Consider the following 19,210-nt stretch of genomic DNA (forward strand, 5'->3'; position numbering starts at 1 on the left):
TCGCGGTTTTTGGGCATTTCATTTGAAGGAGCAGAATCATGTCGACAGCATTGGGTTTATTATTCACATTGTTATGGTCTTCTGCGGCCATAGCCACGAAGTTCGGGTTGGAATCTACAACACCTCTGGCATTGGCCACGTTTCGCTTTCTTTCGGCCGGACTGCTGCTTTTTCTGTATGTGTATGGATTGAACAGGAGATTCCCCTGGCCGAAGCCCCGGCAATGGCTACCACTAATCGCGCTAGGCCTCTTGAATACAACGATTTACTTGGGTGCGACCTTCTGGGCGCTAACCTATGTGTCCGCGGGCTTGTTTAATTTATTCGTGGCCACGAATCCTTTTCTCGTTGCCTTCCTCTCCCATCTTTGGCTGAAGCGAGGCATTTCGATAAAAGAATGGCTAGGGATGTTAGTCGCAGCTATCGGATTGTTAATAGCGACCTGGCCGTCTATCGCAGGTGGCGAGGCTAGCATAAGCGGGTTAATCATTTTAGGAATTGGGATGCTTTCGATGGCAGTAGGAAGTGTATATTTCAAAAAGGTCAATCTGGACTTGCCCAGCATTGTTATCAACACGTGGCAGTTATGTATCGGCGCTATCGTATCACTGCCCATTGCCTATTTTCTCGAAAAGGATACCTTTTTCTTCAAACCAGATATGCATCTCCTTGGCTCGCTGATATGGTTGGTCTTCGTCATCTCGATAGGGACCATGCTGCTGTGGTTCTTCCTGCTGAAGCAAGATCCTGTAAGAGCTAACAACTGGTTGTTTATGACGCCCATCTTCGGCTTCATTCTCGCAGCGGTTGTTCTCCATGAACAAGTGACCTCCTTCGATATCGTAGCAACTGTCGTTGTAGTGATTGGGCTATTCTTATCAGGCAACATTAAGCTATTGACAAAAGTTAAACCTCGAAAGAACTGAACCAAGCGTCCCACAGTGAAAAAACCGTAGCTTCTGCACAAGAAGTGCAATGACTACGGTTTTTTTGTGTGTTGTATTGCTTATTTCATAAAGGCTTCTCGCAACGCCTTCAAACCATCACTTTAGTTATTGATCGGAAGCGGTGCGTCATGGGTTACCAGCTTCTGTTCACGCAATTCTAGCCAAAATGCATTCGGGATCACTTCGTTCAGCGCAGCCTGATCCTCAGCAATCCGTTCAGGACGGCTGGCCCCGGGGATTACGGCAGCCACTGACGGATGAGCCAGAGAAAATTGCAGGGCAGCAGCTTTAATGCTGATCTGATGCCGCTGCGCAATATTTTTAATTCGCTCGACCTTAGAAATGATCTCCGGCGATGCTTCTTGGTACTCAAAGTGAGTACCTCCTGCCAGAATACCCGAACTATACGGGCCACCAACAATAATATTGACGTTCTTCTTGGCGGCGTCGTTCATCACACGTTGCAACGCCCGTTCATGATCTAACAATGTATAGCGACCTGCTAGCAAGCATACATCTGGCTGTGCTTCTTCCAATTCCAAAGCGATCTCAATCGGCTCTACGCGGTTCACGCCAAGTCCCCAAGACTTGATCACGCCCTCTTCACGTAAACGTGTCAACACACGAAACGCTCCAGTACGAGCGATTTCAAATTGGGCTAGCCATTCATCACCATAAAAATCCTGGGCGATATCATGAACATAGACGATATCCAAATGATCCGTCTTCAGCCGATTAAGGCTCTGCTCAATAGAGCGTAGAGTCGCATCTGCGCTATAGTCGTTGACCAACTTGTTCTTACGACCGAATTCAAACAATCCACCCTTCTCTCCCAAGTCACGAGCAACCGGATCCTCCAGCTCGTCCATAATCAAGCGGCCCACTTTGGTACTTAACAAATAGTCCTCACGACGGCGGGTGGACAATGCTTCCCCAAGTCGAATTTCCGCCAGCCCAGCTCCGTAGAATGGTGCTGTATCAAAATAACGAATTCCCTGCTCCCAGGCAGCATCTACTGTCGCCATGGCTTCTTCTTCCGGAATGTTACGGAACATATTACCTAGTGGAGCACTCCCAAATCCAATCTTACCTTGCAGCACAGTTCTTATATTCATAAACCCTCCTGAGTTGTTAAATTTAGAGAAAATACCCGTTCACTCCTGAACAAGCAGTGTTTCATCCTCTGACAAGACTCATTATGATGCATATAAAGTAAAAAGAAAATTACGCACTTATAAGTACCATAGGCACCAAAAAGTAATCCAGTATTCCATTTCTTGATGACTTAACAGAATATTTCATTGAAAAGAATGACACTATAAGGTAAAGATGAGCCGGTTTATTTAGGAGGATGATGAAAATAAAAACAAATATTTCGTTTATTCAATCCACCATGATTATTATGCTGAGCACCGGCCTTCTAAATCATGTCATCATCATTCCTATTCTACTGGATGCAGCAAAACGGGACGCATGGATCTCGGTGCTGTTGGCAGGCGCATGTGCACTAGTCTGGATTTTTATTCTGCACATTGGCAGTACCAAAATTAAGAAACAGCATCTTTTCGAATGGTTGGGAAAAGCGTATCACCCCATCGTCGGCCGTATTCTTGCAGTGTTCGCTAGCGTATATTTGTTTGTGATATGCATGCTTACAACTAGGGACACCGTATATTGGGTGCATCTCACGTTCTCCCCAGAGACCCCCATACTCGTACTTACTTTCATCTTGCTTATTATTTCTGCTATAAATGCTTATTTAGGCATTCATTCCCTCGCTAATACCGCCAGTATTTTATTGCCTTTTGTTGTTATATTGGGCTTTTTTATAATGTTCTCTAACACAACCCATAAAGATTATTCCTTGTTAAAACCTATACTTGAGCATGGCATACAACCCGTCTGGAACGGAACTCTCTACGTTGGAGCAGGTTTTGTTGAGATTATCATGCTCGTATTTATGCAGCATCACATCAAATCTCGGCTCTCCTATATTTCATTTCTGATCATGACCCTGCTTATTTTGGGTCTCACCATGGGACCGATTATTGGAGCCATTGTTGAATTCGGTCCGGATGAGGCAGGGAAACTCAGATTTCCTGCATATGAAGAATGGAGATTATTAACAATTGGCAGTTACATTGAGCATTTGGACTTTTTTAGTGTTTACCAATGGTTCAGCGGTGCTTTTCTGAGAATTTCGCTGACCATGTTCCTTATTCTCGACATATTCCGAATTCAAAGCAGAAAAATGAAGATGTGGATACTTGGATGCATTTTTTTAACGATTGTAGTGTTCACAACTATCCCTTTTAGTGATCGTTTTTTTCTGAAATTGTTATCTTCCTATGTACTTCCCTTTTCTTTATGGGGGGTGTTGATTTTTTCTGTAGTTATTGCCGGGTTGATTAGCCTGGCTCATCGAAAGGGGAAAGCAACATCATGATGGAGCAAGCGCAAAAGGATTCCCAAAGAATCGAGGATATAGTTACAACATTATTTGGGACAAGTTCAGATATCTTGAGAATAAATCTCTCTTTGTCTAATTCAGCTTACGCCGTACAACTCGTTTATTGTCAGGGATTGTGTGATGTAGTCAAAGTGGAGCAATCCATCATACCCGCATTAAAAGATATCCCGGAACCTATCCTTTCCTCGGATGAGCTTGGTCTTCAGCAAAAGGTTCCGTTTCATATGACTGCCCTGCCAATGGATGGGATCCAACAATCGATAAAAGAAACCGTGCTAGGCGGCGATCTTCTTCTGATATTTACACCTTCGAATCAGTTATACACTGTGAAATTAGCTGATCCACCTAAACGTCAGCCTGAAGAGCCAAATACGGAAGTATCCACCAGGGGGCCGAAAGATGGATTTACAGAAGAATCCTTTACCAATATTGCCCTTATTCGAAAAAGACTCCAAACCGAATTATTAGCGGTTGAAGAATTCACCATTGGAACCAAAACCGCTACTAAAGTTCATCTCTTATATCTCAAGGACACGATCAAGCCTCATGTTTTACATTTAATACAGACAAAGCTGGCTAATGTTCAAGTTAAAGGACTGATTAGCAGTACCCAGCTTGAAGAGAGCCTGACCAGATTTTCGCTATTTCCATTATTCTCTTACACAGGAAGACCTGACTACGCAGCGAATTCGCTTCTTCATGGTAAATTTGTACTTTTAACTAATGGTTCACCTACAGTAATCATGGCGCCGGTGACCTTTAACTTTTTGTTGAATTCTTCGGAAGATGCACACATGGTGAATGTCTTTGTTGCTTTTTCGAGGTTATTAAGAGTATTCGGAGTGTTGTTTTCCTTATTTTTACCGGGTTTTTGGATCGCAATCACTACGTTTCACCAGGATCAAATCCCTTTTACATTGCTTGCAACCTTAGTCAACTCGAGACAGGGAGTGCCTCTTCCCGCTCCTTTAGAGGCCATTGTCATGCTTATTTTGTTTGAAACCTTCCGGGAAGCGGGCATGCGATTGCCTTCCGCTTTTGGCCAGACTTTGTCGGTGGTGGGCGGTCTAATTATTGGTCAGGCGGCCATTTCTGCTGGAATTGCAGGTCCAGGTACTATTGTGGTTATAGCCATTTCAGTACTTGCCACCTTTACATTAGTAAATCAGTCACTAGTTAGCGTTGTTAGCTTGTTTCGAATTGCCGTACTCATCATTAGCGGGTTTCTTGGGTTATTTGGCACGATGATCTGTCTGCTTGTACTGATCCTCTTTTTGGTCAATTTACGTTCTTTCGGGACCTACTATCTTTCTCCTTTATCCCCGCCGAAGTTTAAGGAATGGTATAAGGTTATTTTCAGAATGCCGTGGGGGAAGAGAAGATTAACTGACAATACGGGGATTAAAGGACGAGAACGATAATGAAAATGATCCGATGCATTCTTATTACTGCACTGCTTTCCACACTCCTTACAGGTTGTTGGGGAGCAAAGGAAATTGAGCACATGATTTATGTGAATACACTCGGAGTCGATTATGTAGATAACAAGGTCGTTGTTTATATCCAGATGGTTAACTTTAGTGGTATCGCCAAGAAAGAAGCGGGTCAAGCCCAGGAACAGAAAACATTCATAGGAAAAGCTGACGGGGAATCCTTTGATACTGCGATTTTCAATTTGTATGCTACCAGCCCGCAAAGAATTATCTGGAGTAATGTGAAGACGATCGTTTTTAGTGAAGCAGCGCTAAAGGAGAGAGATGTTGTTAACCAGGTATTGGAAGTGTGGGACCGATACTATGAATTTCGTTATACCGTTTGGACCATGGGGACTAGCGATTCCATGGATAAAGTGCTGAGTACGACGTCAATCGCCGATTTATCGGTGATCTACTCCCAGCTTAACAGTCCTATGCGAACGTATGAACAGAGTTCCGTCATCGCTCCGGTGTATCTCTACAAGTTTATTTGGAAGTGGAAAGAAAAAGCTGAGACGGTTCAGTTACCTTATCTGGAAATTATACCGTCCTGGACGAATAACAAAGAGTCCTCACCCAATATTAGCATGAAGGGAATTTGTTTTTTGCAGAACCAGCAATTTCGGGGCTGCTTGAAGAATAACGATATTTTAGGGAATAGATGGCTTGAAAAAAATACGGAAAGAACGCCCCTGGTTATCAAGGATGAACAAAACGACGTACTCGCTTTGTTGGTCATGAACAAAATTAAACACTCCATACGTCCCAAGCTAAAGAATGGCAAACCTGTCTTCGAGATAAAAGTGTCTATGCAGGCCACTCTTCCCGAGATCAGCACAAATCTAAGTAAGAAAAAGCTTGAACTGAAAGCTATAGAAGAGATTAATGAGCAAATTATGAAGACTTACACCAAAGGTTTAGAAATCGGTGCCGATGTATATGGACTATCCAACATATTCTATCGTGACAATGTGAAGGAGTGGAACAAGTTAAATGATAAGGGGCAATTACCACTCGATTCGAACAGTATTGACAAGATCGATATCAAAGTGAACCTGATTAGCGGTGGTATTTCTAAAATGAAGTAATCTACACAAAGAAACGCATCAGATCATTGGACCGGGTGCGTTTCTTTTCTTTAATTTAATTATTGTGCTCAAGGAATTGATGTACCGCCATCATATCCCGTTTATTGAGCTCACGAATACGATTGAAAATCGGAATATCTCCAACCGCTTCAAGATTCGACCCTTCAGCAACAACATCACTGACTTTGCCCGTTAGCCAGGTCTGCACGTCGATGCCTTCGACGATCTCCTTCCGCCCTTCATCATTGATACCACTTGCATAACAGCTCACACAAGGAATTGTTAATTTATATACACCATCATGGAGTCCATCTTCAGATATAACCTTCTTCCCCTTACAGAATGGACATGGCTGACTGGCTTTAACCTTATTAATTAAGGTGACAATTTTTTTGTAACCAAACGCTTCATAGACATAGGTCAGTTTTTTGTATTTTCCATTCGTGAAATACTTATCAATGATGTGTTCTCTCGTCTCGGTGATATCGGCAAAATCACAGATCGTGACCCGATTGTTCCGGCTGATGGATTCAACACTACCGCTAATACGGTCCCAGAATGGCAGGACATTTTGTAAAACCATTTCATAGTGGGCAAAGCTTGCCTGCTCTAATTCAAGCATTTTCAGAGCGACTTGTGTTTCTCTAGGCAATAAAGAGACATCTTCTGTTAACACCATCTCACCACCGACAATGGCTTGTATTTTATCTAGCACCTGCAAATCACCCACGGTTCTAATGGCTTGATCAACTGGCTGCCCAATGATCGCACGAATATCTGTGTCGCCAAACTTCAGCTTCTTATGATGATTTAATACGGTCCCTTTGCAGATTGGGCAGGTAATCATTTTTTTGGACGCTTTGATATGCTCTTTAATGATCGATTTCGAGATCACCATATAGTTGCCTATGATGGTATTAAAGCCTTCCCAAGTCCTCGATGCTTTGCTCGCCTTATCATAAAATGACTTTTCCCAATACCCGTATAAAAAGGTGTGCTTCTCGGCTTCCGTCAACTCGTTATAACTTTTGCTTAGATCCTGACCGAGCTCATTCTTAATCTCCCCAAAGATGAATTCTATTTTGGAGAATTGATAGAATTTTAAAATCTCCATCGCATCCGGATGCAACATGCCATCCCAGAACGGTACGGTTTTATCTTGGACTACAATATCGAAATCAAATTCTTCAATCACCCTACGGCCCTTGCAGCTAGGACAATGATTATCTTGATGATAGAAATCGAAGCTATTCGTATCTTTATTGGTGGGATGTGCTGCCACTATATGGTTGATCAAGCCACCAATTTCATAAAGAAATGTATATTGGCTATACAAGTGCCGTTCCAAATCAATGGCAACGACCGGCGCAATTCGTTCCGATTCGTATTCACCGTAGATCAATCGAGCCATGGAGGATAAGCTTTTTAAGATACCGCCTTTATAAACGTTCTCTGCATTTTTAAAATAGGCAAGCTGATCTTCTTTTAAATAGTTAATGCCATTATGTTCATGCAGTGTTGAAGAAATATGCGCTGGAGCGGCAGTATTTGCACCGTTTTGCCCGCAATAATAATCATCATGACTGACAACATCAAGATGCTCCACAGGAGCAAGCTGTCTTTTCCCAAAATCGGCGATAAAATCAGAGTTCTCCAGCATATACGCGTTATGTTCAATCATGATCATAGATACAGATTCATCCTGCAGAATCACCCTGATGCTATCAATGAATTGATTTAGAATGTTCTGGGATAGACCTTTGGAAGGCTCGTCGAAAATAAATAGCGTATGTGGGTTCCTCGATCCCGCGAACAGTTCGGAAACTAAATGGACACATTGGAATTCACCCGTCGATAGGGTCTGAGTTTTTCTTTCCAACGTCAAATAACCAAGTCCAAGCTTGATCAACAAGCTCAAGCGTTTATGAGCGATGTCTTCGTTGGGTAATTCCTCAATGATATCTTCAATCGAGCGCTGAAAAATATCATCAATATCTTCACTATACTTCGTAAGTTTCTTTTTAATATCCAGGAAAGTCGCTACGGTTGACCGGCTGGTAATCGATTGATTTCGATCTTGCCCGACCATGACCAGTTTATCCTTAGGATATCGTTTCACAAAATCTTTGGCCATACATTCATTGACCAGTGTAGATTTACCGCATCCAGACTCACCTGTAAAAGTTACAAGTCTATTCTGGGGAATCTGTATTTCAGCGATTTGAACATTACGGCAATACAGATCATGAAACTGATAATATCCCGTTGGGGCTTCCGCATTTCGTTCCCAGGTGATAGGCTGTGGTCGTGGGGATTCTTCAACAATTTTGCCGCCATATTTACCACTGCCAGGTCCAAAGAACAAGTGCTTGTCCGCTGTGTCGAGCACCGTATCGGAATGGTCAATGAGCCAGATCTGATTCTTATATCCTAATTGTTCAATCTGCTCTAAAATTCGCAACAAGGTTTGATGATCAAGACCCACGGAGATTTCATCAATGATAATCACTGTATTTTCACTGGTGGCCATGAATTCTGCCAAGTAAAGTCGTGTTAATTCTCCACCTGACAATGTTCCCATGATCCGATTTAATGTTAAATAACCAATATTCATATTGATTATATTTTGCAGAATAAGTTGTTTGCCCTCACTGATCTTTAAGACTTCTGCCAATGAGAGAATGGTTTCAATGCTTAAGTTGTTGATATCTGAAATGCTATGTGGTCGATCCAGTAATTCAATGGTATGCTGTTCAACTTCTTGACTATAGCGTCTACCCTTACACTTCTTACATTCGAGATTTTTAGTAGTTCCGCGGCCCTTACAATCCGGACACCAGCCTAACTCATTGTTAAATGAAAAAACTTCCGGAGAAAGATTGAATTGCTCCGCAAGCGTCACACGAATTTCCGTAAACACACCGGTATGTGTACCAATGGTTGAGCGTGGATTGGATGATATCGATGATCTGCCTAGAAAAAGCACCAGTGGCATCTCTTCCATCTTGATGGCACTGAAATTAGTCTCCATAATATCGGGGAATAAATACTGGTATTCGGCCTTTGGCAATAAGGAAACGAGACGTTTCTTGGATTCTTCACCAATGGTTTGACAAAAAGTTGTTTTACCGGACCCAGACAAGCCAGCTATGCCTAACGATTCATCCACTTGCAGCACGGCATCCAGCTTGTTAATGTTGTTCGCAATTAATTGTTTAATCTTCATAGTGATATCCTCTCATCTCCATTCTCTCCATCTAGTATTGCCATGTTCTCATCTAAAAATGACGCCTTCCCTGTTACGGAAAAGCGCCTGATTGATAGGAAATAGAAAAGTTATTGTTACAGCTCTGCTAGCACTTTTTCAAGTTGAACGCCATTATTCGTCCAAGCATATTTAGCTCCCTCAATAGCGCCCGGACGAGACTTGGTAGCTTCACTAAATCCGAATTGATCAAGATGCAGATGAACGGTTCCATCGGAACCTTCTTTCAACGTCCAAGTAACGGTAGTGCTTTCTCCAGCACTCTGCCAAGTATACGATAATGTGTGCGGCTCATCCACTACGAGTACCTCGCAATCAACAATACCATTCCACCATTCATTCGGCTCTGCACGGAACTGGAATTTATGTCCCACAATCGGTTTAAAGTCGTTGCTCCAGATCCATTTCGCAAGAGTGTCCGAATCCGTTAAAGCGTTCCACACCTTCTCGATTGAACTTGTGAATTGATAATCTAAGGATACATCTGGTTTCATTGTTCTTCCTCCAATAATAGTTTTAGTTTGTCGAATCTTTCTTTCCAGAACCCTTCGTAGAACGATACCCAGTCCTGAATTTCTTTAAGCGGCGCGGCATTTAATCGGTATCTCGTTTCTCTGCCAACCTTTCGAGCAATGACAAGACCAGAATCTTTAAGGATAGACAAATGCTTAGAAACGGCAGTACGCCCCATTTGAAAATGAACCGTAATCTCATGCAGCGGAATCTCATCAACATCTGCCAATATTTGAATTAGTTGTCGCCTTGTTGGATCAGCAACAGCGTCATAAACATCTCTCACTTGACTTCGTTCGTTCAAAATCACCCCCACCTTTTCCGTAATATTACCTGTAGTGCCACTGAATATACTTCATTAGCATCTGATAGGACACCATTTGGTGTCGAATTGATTATAGGACACCATTTGGTGTCCTGTCAAGATACCTGCTCTACAAAAAAAAAGACCCCCGATACCAAGTATCGAAGGCCTGATGATACGATTTTATGAAACGGTTCCGTTCCATTTGTAAGTCATAACCGACTTGCCTGGAATGGTAACGGTGAAGCTTTGACTGCCCCACTGGATCTTCACATTACGCTGCGCGCTGGAAGAGTTATAAGCCACTACGACTTTGGAGCCGTCCGGATTGCGGAATGCTACGTTTTTAACTTCTGAACCGGTGTTACTGTCAATGCGATAAGCATTCGGTACAACAAATTTACTGAAGTGACCGAGCAGATAGTATTGTTTATGATAAGTTACATTATTTTCAGGTGCGTCATTACGGTTATCCGAATTGCGGATCGTAAGCATTCCTTTATTGCTGTTGTTCGGTGCAAGCAGTGCCGGACCGTCTTTTTGATCCAGGGCAGCGTTCCAGGTAATGATCGACTTGGACCAGTTTCTCGTAATATTGATGAACTCGTTGATCATATTATCGAACCCGCTCGATGTGCCGTTCTGCGGATCATTCCAGTTACCGAAGCCGCCCTCGGTGAACCAGACTTCCTTGTCTGGATGATTGTTGTGGATCGAAGTCATTTGCGAGCCGTCCCCGCTGTCGTAGTGGTGGAAAGCGCTACCAGAAACATAACTGCCTTTGCCCGCATTCTTGAGATTGGTAATGACCTGGTTAGGGAAGTTCCAGTCCAGATAGTTATGGTCAAACGCGATAATCTTGGTATTCATCCCGGCATTACGCAGTGTAGGACCCAGATAGTCGCCGATAAAGCCTGTCTGATCCTGTACATTCATGCCCATGGAAGGATAGTGAGATGGTTCATACATAGGTTCATTTTGCAAGGTTACTGCATAGATCGGTACTCCTTCAGCCTGATAAGCTTCGATGTATTTTTTGAAATAGTTCGCATACGTTCCGTAATGCTCTGCTCTCAGCTTGCCGCCATTCAGCGTATTGGAATATTTCATCCATGCAGGTGCACTCCAAGGTGAACCCATCACTTTAATATTAGGATTCTTGGCAATCGCAGCTTTCACCATCGGAAGAATATAGGCCTTGTCCCGGTCGATCGAAAATTGACTCAGTGACGTATCGTTTGGTGTATCGGCATACGTATACGCTGCCCAGGCAAAATCCGAACTCCCGATAGGCTGCCTCAGCAGGCTGAGTCCAATTCCCGAAGATCCGAACAGCCGCTCCATCACTTCTGCACGGTTATTGTTATCCAGTTTGTAGTTCATAAGCCATGCGGACGCATCCGTCATAGAGACGCCGAAACCATTCATCTGTTGATACCTTTGGTTCTCGTTCACCGTAATGGTGACGTCCGCATTGCCAGAGTTGCTGCTAAAATTCTTATCCGCGATCCGGGTCAGCCGGGCAGTCGGACTCAGACCAACAGCCGGTTCAGAGTTGGGATCAGAGGTAGAAATCCATACCTCCACCTGTTCCCCAGCAGCGTGGGCCGCATTAGGTACTGTTGAACCTGCAGAGATTAAAAGACCGGACAGCAATACAAGAGCACTCTTTTTCCATACTTTCATAAACTCAACTCCTTTTAAATTTGGAAGATTTGTAGGAATGAAGCAAGATAACATAGAAATGAAATCGATTTCATTTTGAAGCAAAAAATAGTGCAGTATCTAGTTAGTTTAGCTCTCTTCGTTCACACCTCCTCTTAACAAGTCAAATTTAGTGATTCAAGGTTTATTTAAAAGCTTAATGAAAGCGTATTCATTAATAGTTATACACTCTGCTGGGAATAATTGCAACAAGTAAATCAATATTTATTTCAAAATGTTACCAAAGTAATAGAAAAGCCGAATGACCCATAGGAGTATGGATTCATTCGGCTCTTCTATTTTACTTAACTTCTGCCATAAAGCTTCTGAAATCTTTGGCGATTTCTTTCGAGTGAGTATGGTGCAGATAGTGCTCCCCTTCAAGTTCAATTATTTTTCCATATGCAGAGTTTTCGATTTGCTCTTCATGTCCTTTTTTCCAGCCTTCAACATCTGTGTTAACTTTGACTAAGAAGAAAAGTACCGGAAGGTTCTTAGGGAAGCTATAGCTCTCAGCAGCTTTAAAGTTATGCGTGAAGTTCTCCCCTTCATTCAACATATTGGCATTAAACGCATTTTTGAGCGAAATCATTCTTACTTGTTCTTTGATTGCCTCATCACCGTCTGGTGCAAACACTTGGTCTGGACTTAATTTCATGAGCAATCTGTTGAACCCGGAATCCCGAAGGAACTTATACACGCCTGTTGGAAACTCTTCATCTTCCCCGTTCATTTGCGTTGGAAAACTGCTATCAATCCCTACGAATGCTTTCACTTCATTTTCGTATTTATTCACATATTCCAGTCCGTAGATACCGGCAATGGAGTGCCCCATCAGCGTGTAGCGGTTAATATTTAACTTTTGCAGAGCTTCATGCGTTTCAGCTACGATATTATCAATGGTGCGTTCTTTGTCCGTAACATCACTTAGTCCATAGCCGAAAGGCTCTACCACTACCACTTTATAAAAGGGAGCTAGCTGATCTATCAGTGGCTTAAAATCAAGGCCTGGGGCTGCTGTTGCAAAGCCTGGAAGTAGCACGACGGTCTCGTCTCCCTTACCTTGGATCAAGACATTCATGTTCTTTCCATCCACTGACACTTTCTGGCCATAAGGTTCTATCTTCCCCAGCTCGGTTTTGTTACTGACCTTATTGACGACGAACACTCCGACTATAAACAGTACAATTGCCAAGACTAGAACACCTATTGTTTTAAGCAAAAAAGACAGTATTTTCTTCATAAATGAGTTCCTCTCTGGGTGCTTTATTTTTTTTAGATCCCCCGCCTATCTCCCCCTTATTCTAACAAGCCAGGATTAGCTCTTGTAAAACATAAGTTAAACAGAACCTTAACTCTTTGTCAGCGTTCGGGCTGGAGTTAATGTTCTGTTAAACAAAAACGCGGATTAAAATAAACGCGAACTTCGTATGTATCCGCTCAAAGTCAGCATTAACTATATCGGATCATCACTGATCTTCTCTTAGATGAAATCCACTATCACAACCCCATGAGGTCTAGCAGCATTGAAATCAACTGGGTTGGTTTGAATTTGTGGTCAGTAAAAATACTTATCCAATCCGCCAAACCAAGCAGAACAATAACCAAAAACACCAGAATTTCTTTGGTTTGGGTACGCACTCTTACCATGATTCTAAGACTCAATCCAATCGCTGCCGCCATAAAAAGAATAAACCAGATCATGACGCAGGCTCCTCCGTTCGCTTCTTTCGGATTCTCCGAATCCAGGTGACCAGAAGGAGTAGACACGGTATAACCACACTGTACAATAGCGTGTATTCAAAATCATATTTTTTGCTGAATTCAATATTCTCGACCACGTTATCATAGCCCATAGCGAGGCCGGAAATTAGCAGAATGAGTGCGATAGTTATCCAAAATCTGTTCTTTATCTTGAACAATTGGCATATTCCCAGAACTGAGCAATAATAGGCAATGGAGAGCTTGATAAAAATTGCGACCAGCAAAATCAGCGCCATTGTTGATTCCAGATGCTCGAAAAAAGTCCCGATATGAATCTCCTGGACAATCACAAAAAACGGATAGGTATCATGGGAAGCGCGAGTCACGCCAAGTACGCCTATAGTAATAAAAGTAGCAAAGCTAAGCAGGATCGTCGCGACCGCGTACGCTAGAATAAAACTACTCTTCACTTTGTTGCTATGGACAAATGGAAACAGCATGAGAAAGACCAATCCCTCCATAAACGGAAATCCAAAGATAGAACTTGTCTCCTTCATTGTCTTCCAGACATCCATGCGGAATATCCCCTGGAATCGTCCCCAATCCCACTCCAGTAAGGCCAGGCAGAGCACAAAAATTAAGGTGGCTGCCATAATCAGGAACAATAATTCTGACGACCTGGCGATGGTCTCGATCCCTTTGAATATAGCGTAACCGGTAACGAAGAGGAACATCACATGAAATATAGTTAATGGTGTTAACGGCATTAGCGCTTGTTTCATAAAGTCGCCCAAATTCCGGGTGATAAACGCGGCAAGCTGGATGAAATAGAAGATATACAAAAGCGCAAGGAGACCGCCTATTGGTCTGCCGGCCACCTTGATACAAATTTGCACGATAGACAATCCCGAGTGCAGCTTGGATAGATGCAGCCAGATCAGTGCGGCAAAAATGCCTGCAGTTCCCGCCCATAACGGAACGATCCATGCATCCTGCTTGGCAGCGGCAATTAAGCCACCAGGGGTGAAGAAAAAGGAGGTGCCAATCAGGAAGGAAAGGGTCAGCACAAAGAACTGCCAGACCGTTAGCTTACTCTTTTCCATTCCCTGCCCCTCCTTTATACGGATCAACAATTTCCCCGATATTTTCAACTTTGCTCTTGATCGTTACATGTAGTTTGGTCCCAGTCCAGGCATCCTCTTGTTGTTGCAGCTTCTTCCAACCATTCCCCCGCTTGTACTTGATTTCGTCCTCCAGACCGAACAAATCCCACTTCTTCTCTATAGCTTGTGCATAGAGCTTCTCCGAAGTCTTGATGAGCTTTAGGTCAAATTGATCTGTAATCTTGGATAAGTTGTCCCAAGTCAGTTTCTCGGTCTGCTCATCATTCCGCAGGGCCAGATGGGCTGTGATCTCCACATTCCAAACAGGTGCACCATCCTTGAGTGACAGCTGCTGTTTCGTTTTTATTTTATGGGCATATAAATCAACAACACGATCGTCCAGTACGATCGATTCGAAGAAGTTTCCTGCTTCGCCCTTAAGTAAATTGTAATACCCATTCTCCCAAAGCGAGACTTTCCCGATCATCTGATCCTGCTTGAACACGGCTGCTCCCGTTAGCACTAAATTACTCTGGTTGCCGTTAATGTCATCAAAGCGATTGGCGGAAAGAATCGGCTTCTCACCTTTCAAACTGACGATGGGGAGCATCGTAAGTGTGGTTGAATCCATATTCTCTACCAGGTCCTTCACCCGCGATTTCAGGCTGATTCGGCCTGTGGCATTGTTTGTATTCGAAACTAGTGACCGCAAAAGCCGTCCGGGCAGCTGTTCCAGCGGCGTAAAGGTCATCATCACATCCGAGAGCGGAGAGTCTGTAACGAACAAATAGAGGCTCGAGCGCCTGTTAAACTGCCGTTCATAATAATTCAAGAAGGTGCGCAGGCCTTCCCTTGCGTACTGCTCGGTCACGATATGGGACTGATAATGATCTGTAAAAAGCTTGCGCGGCAACGTATCACTGGATAATTGAGCTAACTCGCCCTTGGTTTTCCCCTGCACTTTGTACGTGTATACGGGAGCCTTACTGCGACCGCTTGATTCCGAAGCGTATGCTCCGGGATTGACAATTTGGTAATATACGATTTGTTCATGGGTTTGTGGATCGATCTCCGATCCCACCAGTCCGGCAACAGCCAATTCATTGATCTCCACCCGATCCCAGCAGCCGGTCAGACAGCACAGTATGATTCCGGTGACTGCAAGCTTTTGAAAGGCAGCATTCATAGCCTTTTCCTGCTTCTTTTCCTTGTTCCGTTCATTTTAGGATAAGTGTCCATCCATGGCCGGGGCACACGGACAAGAATATCCTTCCAATCGGACAGCACAGTGGGAGCCACCGGCGACAGATACGGAACGTTGAATGATTTTAGAGAAGCAAGGTGTACGATCGTAATCAGAACCCCGCACAACAGACCAAACAATCCCAGCGCACCGGCCAGCATCAGGTAGAAAAACTGCAGAAGTCGCTGTGTGATGCCGAAGCTGTAAGAAGGGGATACGAAATTGGAGATCGCCGTTATCGCTACCACAATGACCATCGCGGTCGAGACAAGTCCGGCTGTAACTGCCGCCTGTCCCAACACCAGCGCACCGACGATCGAGATGGCTTGCCCGGCGATCCGTGGCATTCGAAGACCCGCCTCCCGTAGCACTTCAAAGGTCACCATCATCAGTGCAGCCTCAACAAATGCGGGAAAAGGAACGCCCTCTCTCTGCCCTGCAATGCTAATCAAGAGAGAATGAGGAAGAAGCTCCTGTTGAAACGATACCACTGCTACATACAGAGCCGGTACGAATACGGACAGCATGAACGACAGGAAGCGAACCCAGCGCAGAAGCGTAGCAATATCAGCACTTTGGTAATAGTCCTCGGGGGCAATGAAAAATTGAAAAAAAGTAATCGGTCCGACCAGCGCAATAGGACTTCCATCTACGATCACCCCTACCCCGCCCTCCAGCAGATGCGAAGTCAGGATATCTGGACGTTCCGTACTGAGGATCGTGGAGAATGGCGAATAGGTACGCTCCCGTAACCATTCTTCCACATAGGCACTATCCAGTATACTGTCTGTATGGATGGCGGCGAGTCGTTTGCGGAATTCCTCGATGACCGGACCGGAGGCCAAATTGTCCAGATAGAGCAAAGCCATGCTGGTCTCCGTTTCTGTACCAGCCGTGACCTGCTCGATAACCAAATGCACGTTGCGGACTCGCTTGCGAAGCAGCGACAAATTAACTGTAATATCCTCCGTAAATCCTACCTGGGGTCCCCGTACCGTGGACTCTGTCATGGGCTCCGCTACGCTGCGTTTACTAGTCTGGGAAACATTGATCCATAACACTTCAGGTGCACCAGCAACCACAATCAGGCAGACGCCCTTTAATAAACTGTTAACACAAAGCGTGAAATCATCGGAAGAGGAAATAGAACTGAAGGGAATCCGTCCCTTGAGGGCACTAATCATTTCATCAGCACGGGTGACATTCTCGAAGCAAACCTTTTCCGAGAGAAAAGAAAGCAATTCATGTTCAATCTTATCCTTGTCGGTTAAGGTATCCAGAAACAAACAGCTACAAGGAATGTCTGGCGAAATGACTAGCGAATGAATGATAAGGTCAGGAGGGTTATGCAGATAATCCCTGATTTGATTCACAAAAGACAGCGGTTCATCTTGGTTGTAAACTGGATTGTTCACAGCAGATGAGTCTTGCGCTGGGTTCGAGTCTTGAATCGGCATACCAAAAACTCCTCAATTGTAGACTGGAATCATTGTTCCATTATCTCCGGGCGAGGAGCTGAATATACGTGGAGGGAAGCTCATGTTCATTAGACGAAAGGTCGGATGATATCCGGTATCAATCCAGTTTTTCCAGCCAAATATCTTTGAAATCGATCCAGCCAAGGGCATTCAGACTGACGCCTCTAATGGTCGGGTGAAGATAAGTACGCAGTTCCCTGTGATGGAGAAAAACAACGGAGGCCTCGTCGCGCAAGTGCTCCTCAATCACTTTCAAGTGTTGACGTCTTACGACCTCGGTATCGGCACTTAAAGCCTCGTCGATCCGGCCGTTAATCCAGTTAAGCAATTCATCATCCAGATAGGACTTAAAGACACTGTCCCCATGCTCATAGGCTTCAATCTCGCACACTTCATCTTCAGGCAGAATAAAACTGTGGATTTTCAAGTCCTCGTCATGGAGTGCCTTCGAGCAGACAGACGCTTCAGCCCAAGAGAGAATCTTGAGGTCGATATGAATGCCCCACTGTCCAAGCCGCTCTACAATCCAGTGGGCGTCCTCTTCGAAATTCTCATGGGCGGTAAAACGGATAACGGAGCCGTCATAATGAGATTCACGCAGCGCAGTCTTTACACGCTCCGGCAGAAGCGGATCTGCAGAGCGGGACTGGCTCCCTTCCGGTCGGAAGCCGAAGGCGGGCATTACGCGGTCCCCACCCAGCTCCAATACAAGGTCACTCGTATTTAGAATCATGCGCACCGCCCGGCGAAATGCCTCCGACTGTTGGATACCGGGACGCCGCAGATTCCAGGTGAGCAGCGTACATCCTCTGCAGAGCTTCTTAAGAAGCTGCCAATTCTCCATGTGTTTCTCCAGAAGAGGATTCCCGGAATAGCCCTTATGCAGCATCTCAGGCATTTCGACCGCTGAATCCCGACACTCCTCTGGCATAACAACTACATCCACGCCATCCAGATACGGCCTGCCTTCATGGTAGGCCGTGTAAGCAGCCAATTCGATGCAGTGTGACGATTGCGAGACCATTCGAAAAGGCCCGGTGCCGATCGGAAGCTGCCAGAATTCTTCCTCCTCCATCCCACCAAGGTTCGCAGGCAGAATCGACGCGGCGTTGGAGCACATGTAACGGTCGAAAATCCGGTTAGGTTGGTTAAGATGAACACGCAGTACCCGTGGTCCGAGCATTTCAATCTGCTGCACGCCGCGCAGCAGCCAACGGTTCTGCGTGTCTCCGCGTAAGCGCTCCAGCGAAAAGACCACATCTCTGCTTGTTAATTCATGGCCGTTATGAAAACGCACCCCTTTGCGCAAGTAAAACGTCCATTCCGTCGCTTCTGGATTGGATGTCCAGTAATGAGCGATGCTGGGAGCTATCTTACTGATCCCCTCATCGAACTGAAGCAGGCGGCTGAACAATTGCCGCATTAAATGTGCGTCAATGGAATAGTTCACTTGGGCTGGATCCAATGTCGTAACAGGACGATATACTGGAAATCGCAGCGTGTCACTTGTAGAAATACCATCGCTGGCTTCCTCTTTATGATAGCCGAACTGGCCGTTCAGCCATTCGAGAAATTTTGGCTTGGCCTGAGTGCCTTCCCCGAACGATTGCAGCAACTCGAAGGCTTGCTTGTAGTCCCCCTTCTCTGCCCGGCTTTGGGCCAGTTGCAGCAGAAACCTCTCCTTATCGGCCTTGAATGCGATCCGTGAACGATTACCGCGTCCAAGGCCCGGTAGCCAGTCAATTAGCTCTTCTTCCTCCAGCTTACGCAGGATAAGTTTCGCATTACGAGTCGTACAGAATAAGGTTTCCGAGAGATCTTCCAAGGTGGCCTCAACAGGCATTCCCCCACTGCTATCACCCCCGAAACGTTCGTAAAGTGTTAAATATCGTTCGGCCATGATCACCTTTTGCGGC

At 44.7% G+C, this 19,210-nt stretch carries 15 protein-coding genes; 4 read left to right on the forward strand and 11 right to left on the reverse strand.

The window, feature by feature from the left end; genetic code table 11:
* Positions 1-38: 38 nt before the first annotated feature.
* Positions 39-926: a DMT family transporter gene (locus tag ACFVU8_RS05600; protein ID WP_387426177.1), complete on the forward strand. Its 888-nt coding sequence runs from the start codon at positions 39-41 to the stop codon at positions 924-926.
* A 122-nt stretch (positions 927-1,048) separates the two neighbouring features.
* Here the strand turns inward: ACFVU8_RS05600 and ACFVU8_RS05605 are convergent, their stop codons facing one another.
* Entirely contained in the window at positions 1,049-2,062 is a 1,014-nt protein-coding gene (locus tag ACFVU8_RS05605) for an aldo/keto reductase (RefSeq protein WP_387426178.1), read from the reverse strand.
* 236 nt (positions 2,063-2,298) lie between these two features.
* On the opposite strand from ACFVU8_RS05605, the gene ACFVU8_RS05610 reads away from it, so the two are divergent.
* From ACFVU8_RS05610 to ACFVU8_RS05620, 3 genes are read left to right on the forward strand one after another with little or no spacing between them, the layout of a single operon-like run.
* Positions 2,299-3,393 carry a GerAB/ArcD/ProY family transporter gene (locus ACFVU8_RS05610; RefSeq protein WP_387426179.1) on the forward strand — a complete coding sequence of 365 codons (1,095 nt, stop codon included), beginning with the start codon at positions 2,299-2,301 and terminating at the stop codon, positions 3,391-3,393.
* Positions 3,390-4,838, forward strand: a complete 1,449-nt coding sequence (locus ACFVU8_RS05615) for a spore germination protein (RefSeq protein WP_387426180.1) — start codon at positions 3,390-3,392, stop codon at positions 4,836-4,838. Before ACFVU8_RS05610 ends, ACFVU8_RS05615 begins: the two co-directional genes overlap by 4 nt.
* Before the next feature lie 5 nt (positions 4,839-4,843).
* Entirely contained in the window at positions 4,844-5,980 is a 1,137-nt protein-coding gene (locus ACFVU8_RS05620; protein WP_387427206.1) for a Ger(x)C family spore germination protein, read from the forward strand.
* Positions 5,981-6,035: 55 nt separating this feature from the next.
* Here the strand turns inward: ACFVU8_RS05620 and ACFVU8_RS05625 are convergent, their stop codons facing one another.
* The 10 genes from ACFVU8_RS05625 to ACFVU8_RS05670 form a co-directional block, all read right to left on the reverse strand.
* A complete protein-coding gene (locus ACFVU8_RS05625; protein ID WP_387426181.1) occupies positions 6,036-9,206 on the reverse strand; it encodes an ATP-binding cassette domain-containing protein in 3,171 nt (1,056 codons plus the stop codon).
* A 116-nt stretch (positions 9,207-9,322) separates the two neighbouring features.
* The gene (locus ACFVU8_RS05630; RefSeq protein ID WP_387426182.1) at positions 9,323-9,739 is read right to left on the reverse strand and encodes an SRPBCC family protein; all 417 of its coding nucleotides are present in this window, start codon (positions 9,737-9,739) and stop codon (positions 9,323-9,325) included.
* The gene (locus tag ACFVU8_RS05635; RefSeq protein ID WP_175371067.1) at positions 9,736-10,062 is read right to left on the reverse strand and encodes an ArsR/SmtB family transcription factor; all 327 of its coding nucleotides are present in this window, start codon (positions 10,060-10,062) and stop codon (positions 9,736-9,738) included. The genes ACFVU8_RS05630 and ACFVU8_RS05635 overlap by 4 nt, the downstream gene beginning before the upstream one ends.
* Before the next feature lie 183 nt (positions 10,063-10,245).
* Positions 10,246-11,748: a glycoside hydrolase family 30 protein gene (locus ACFVU8_RS05640; RefSeq protein ID WP_387426183.1), complete on the reverse strand. Its 1,503-nt coding sequence runs from the start codon at positions 11,746-11,748 to the stop codon at positions 10,246-10,248.
* Between the two features lie 319 nt (positions 11,749-12,067).
* Complete coding sequence (locus tag ACFVU8_RS05645; RefSeq protein ID WP_387426184.1) at positions 12,068-13,009, reverse strand: alpha/beta fold hydrolase; 942 nt, start codon at positions 13,007-13,009, stop codon at positions 12,068-12,070.
* 257 nt (positions 13,010-13,266) lie between these two features.
* Entirely contained in the window at positions 13,267-13,470 is a 204-nt protein-coding gene (locus tag ACFVU8_RS05650; RefSeq protein ID WP_379466863.1) for a hypothetical protein, read from the reverse strand.
* Positions 13,467-14,573 carry a GerAB/ArcD/ProY family transporter gene (locus ACFVU8_RS05655; RefSeq protein ID WP_387426185.1) on the reverse strand — a complete coding sequence of 369 codons (1,107 nt, stop codon included), beginning with the start codon at positions 14,571-14,573 and terminating at the stop codon, positions 13,467-13,469. Before ACFVU8_RS05655 ends, ACFVU8_RS05650 begins: the two co-directional genes overlap by 4 nt.
* A complete protein-coding gene (locus ACFVU8_RS05660) occupies positions 14,560-15,759 on the reverse strand; it encodes a Ger(x)C family spore germination protein (RefSeq protein WP_387426186.1) in 1,200 nt (399 codons plus the stop codon). Before ACFVU8_RS05660 ends, ACFVU8_RS05655 begins: the two co-directional genes overlap by 14 nt.
* Positions 15,756-17,273 (reverse strand): spore germination protein, encoded by a 1,518-nt coding sequence (locus tag ACFVU8_RS05665; protein ID WP_387426187.1) that lies wholly within the window; start codon positions 17,271-17,273, stop codon positions 15,756-15,758. Before ACFVU8_RS05665 ends, ACFVU8_RS05660 begins: the two co-directional genes overlap by 4 nt.
* Before the next feature lie 118 nt (positions 17,274-17,391).
* Positions 17,392-19,194 (reverse strand): SgrR family transcriptional regulator, encoded by a 1,803-nt coding sequence (locus tag ACFVU8_RS05670; RefSeq protein ID WP_387427207.1) that lies wholly within the window; start codon positions 19,192-19,194, stop codon positions 17,392-17,394.
* Between the last annotated feature and the right edge of the window lie 16 nt (positions 19,195-19,210).

The organism is Paenibacillus sp. NPDC058177 (assembly GCF_042883835.1).
In the GTDB taxonomy this organism is placed as follows: domain Bacteria; phylum Bacillota; class Bacilli; order Paenibacillales; family Paenibacillaceae; genus Paenibacillus_AQ; species Paenibacillus_AQ agri.

What these genes read in the sequence shown, in the direction of transcription:
- ACFVU8_RS05600 (WP_387426177.1), top strand. Translation starts at nt 39, where the DNA reads ATGTCGACAGCATTGGGTTTATTATTCACATTGTTATGGTCTTCTGCG.
- ACFVU8_RS05605 (WP_387426178.1), bottom strand. Translation starts at nt 2,062, where the DNA reads ATGAATATAAGAACTGTGCTGCAAGGTAAGATTGGATTTGGGAGTGCT.
- ACFVU8_RS05610 (WP_387426179.1), top strand. Translation starts at nt 2,299, where the DNA reads ATGATGAAAATAAAAACAAATATTTCGTTTATTCAATCCACCATGATT.
- ACFVU8_RS05615 (WP_387426180.1), top strand. Translation starts at nt 3,390, where the DNA reads ATGATGGAGCAAGCGCAAAAGGATTCCCAAAGAATCGAGGATATAGTT.
- ACFVU8_RS05620 (WP_387427206.1), top strand. Translation starts at nt 4,844, where the DNA reads ATGATCCGATGCATTCTTATTACTGCACTGCTTTCCACACTCCTTACA.
- ACFVU8_RS05625 (WP_387426181.1), bottom strand. Translation starts at nt 9,206, where the DNA reads ATGAAGATTAAACAATTAATTGCGAACAACATTAACAAGCTGGATGCC.
- ACFVU8_RS05630 (WP_387426182.1), bottom strand. Translation starts at nt 9,739, where the DNA reads ATGAAACCAGATGTATCCTTAGATTATCAATTCACAAGTTCAATCGAG.
- ACFVU8_RS05640 (WP_387426183.1), bottom strand. Translation starts at nt 11,748, where the DNA reads ATGAAAGTATGGAAAAAGAGTGCTCTTGTATTGCTGTCCGGTCTTTTA.
- ACFVU8_RS05645 (WP_387426184.1), bottom strand. Translation starts at nt 13,009, where the DNA reads ATGAAGAAAATACTGTCTTTTTTGCTTAAAACAATAGGTGTTCTAGTC.
- ACFVU8_RS05650 (WP_379466863.1), bottom strand. Translation starts at nt 13,470, where the DNA reads ATGATCTGGTTTATTCTTTTTATGGCGGCAGCGATTGGATTGAGTCTT.
- ACFVU8_RS05655 (WP_387426185.1), bottom strand. Translation starts at nt 14,573, where the DNA reads ATGGAAAAGAGTAAGCTAACGGTCTGGCAGTTCTTTGTGCTGACCCTT.
- ACFVU8_RS05660 (WP_387426186.1), bottom strand. Translation starts at nt 15,759, where the DNA reads ATGAATGCTGCCTTTCAAAAGCTTGCAGTCACCGGAATCATACTGTGC.
- ACFVU8_RS05665 (WP_387426187.1), bottom strand. Translation starts at nt 17,273, where the DNA reads ATGCCGATTCAAGACTCGAACCCAGCGCAAGACTCATCTGCTGTGAAC.
- ACFVU8_RS05670 (WP_387427207.1), bottom strand. Translation starts at nt 19,194, where the DNA reads ATGGCCGAACGATATTTAACACTTTACGAACGTTTCGGGGGTGATAGC.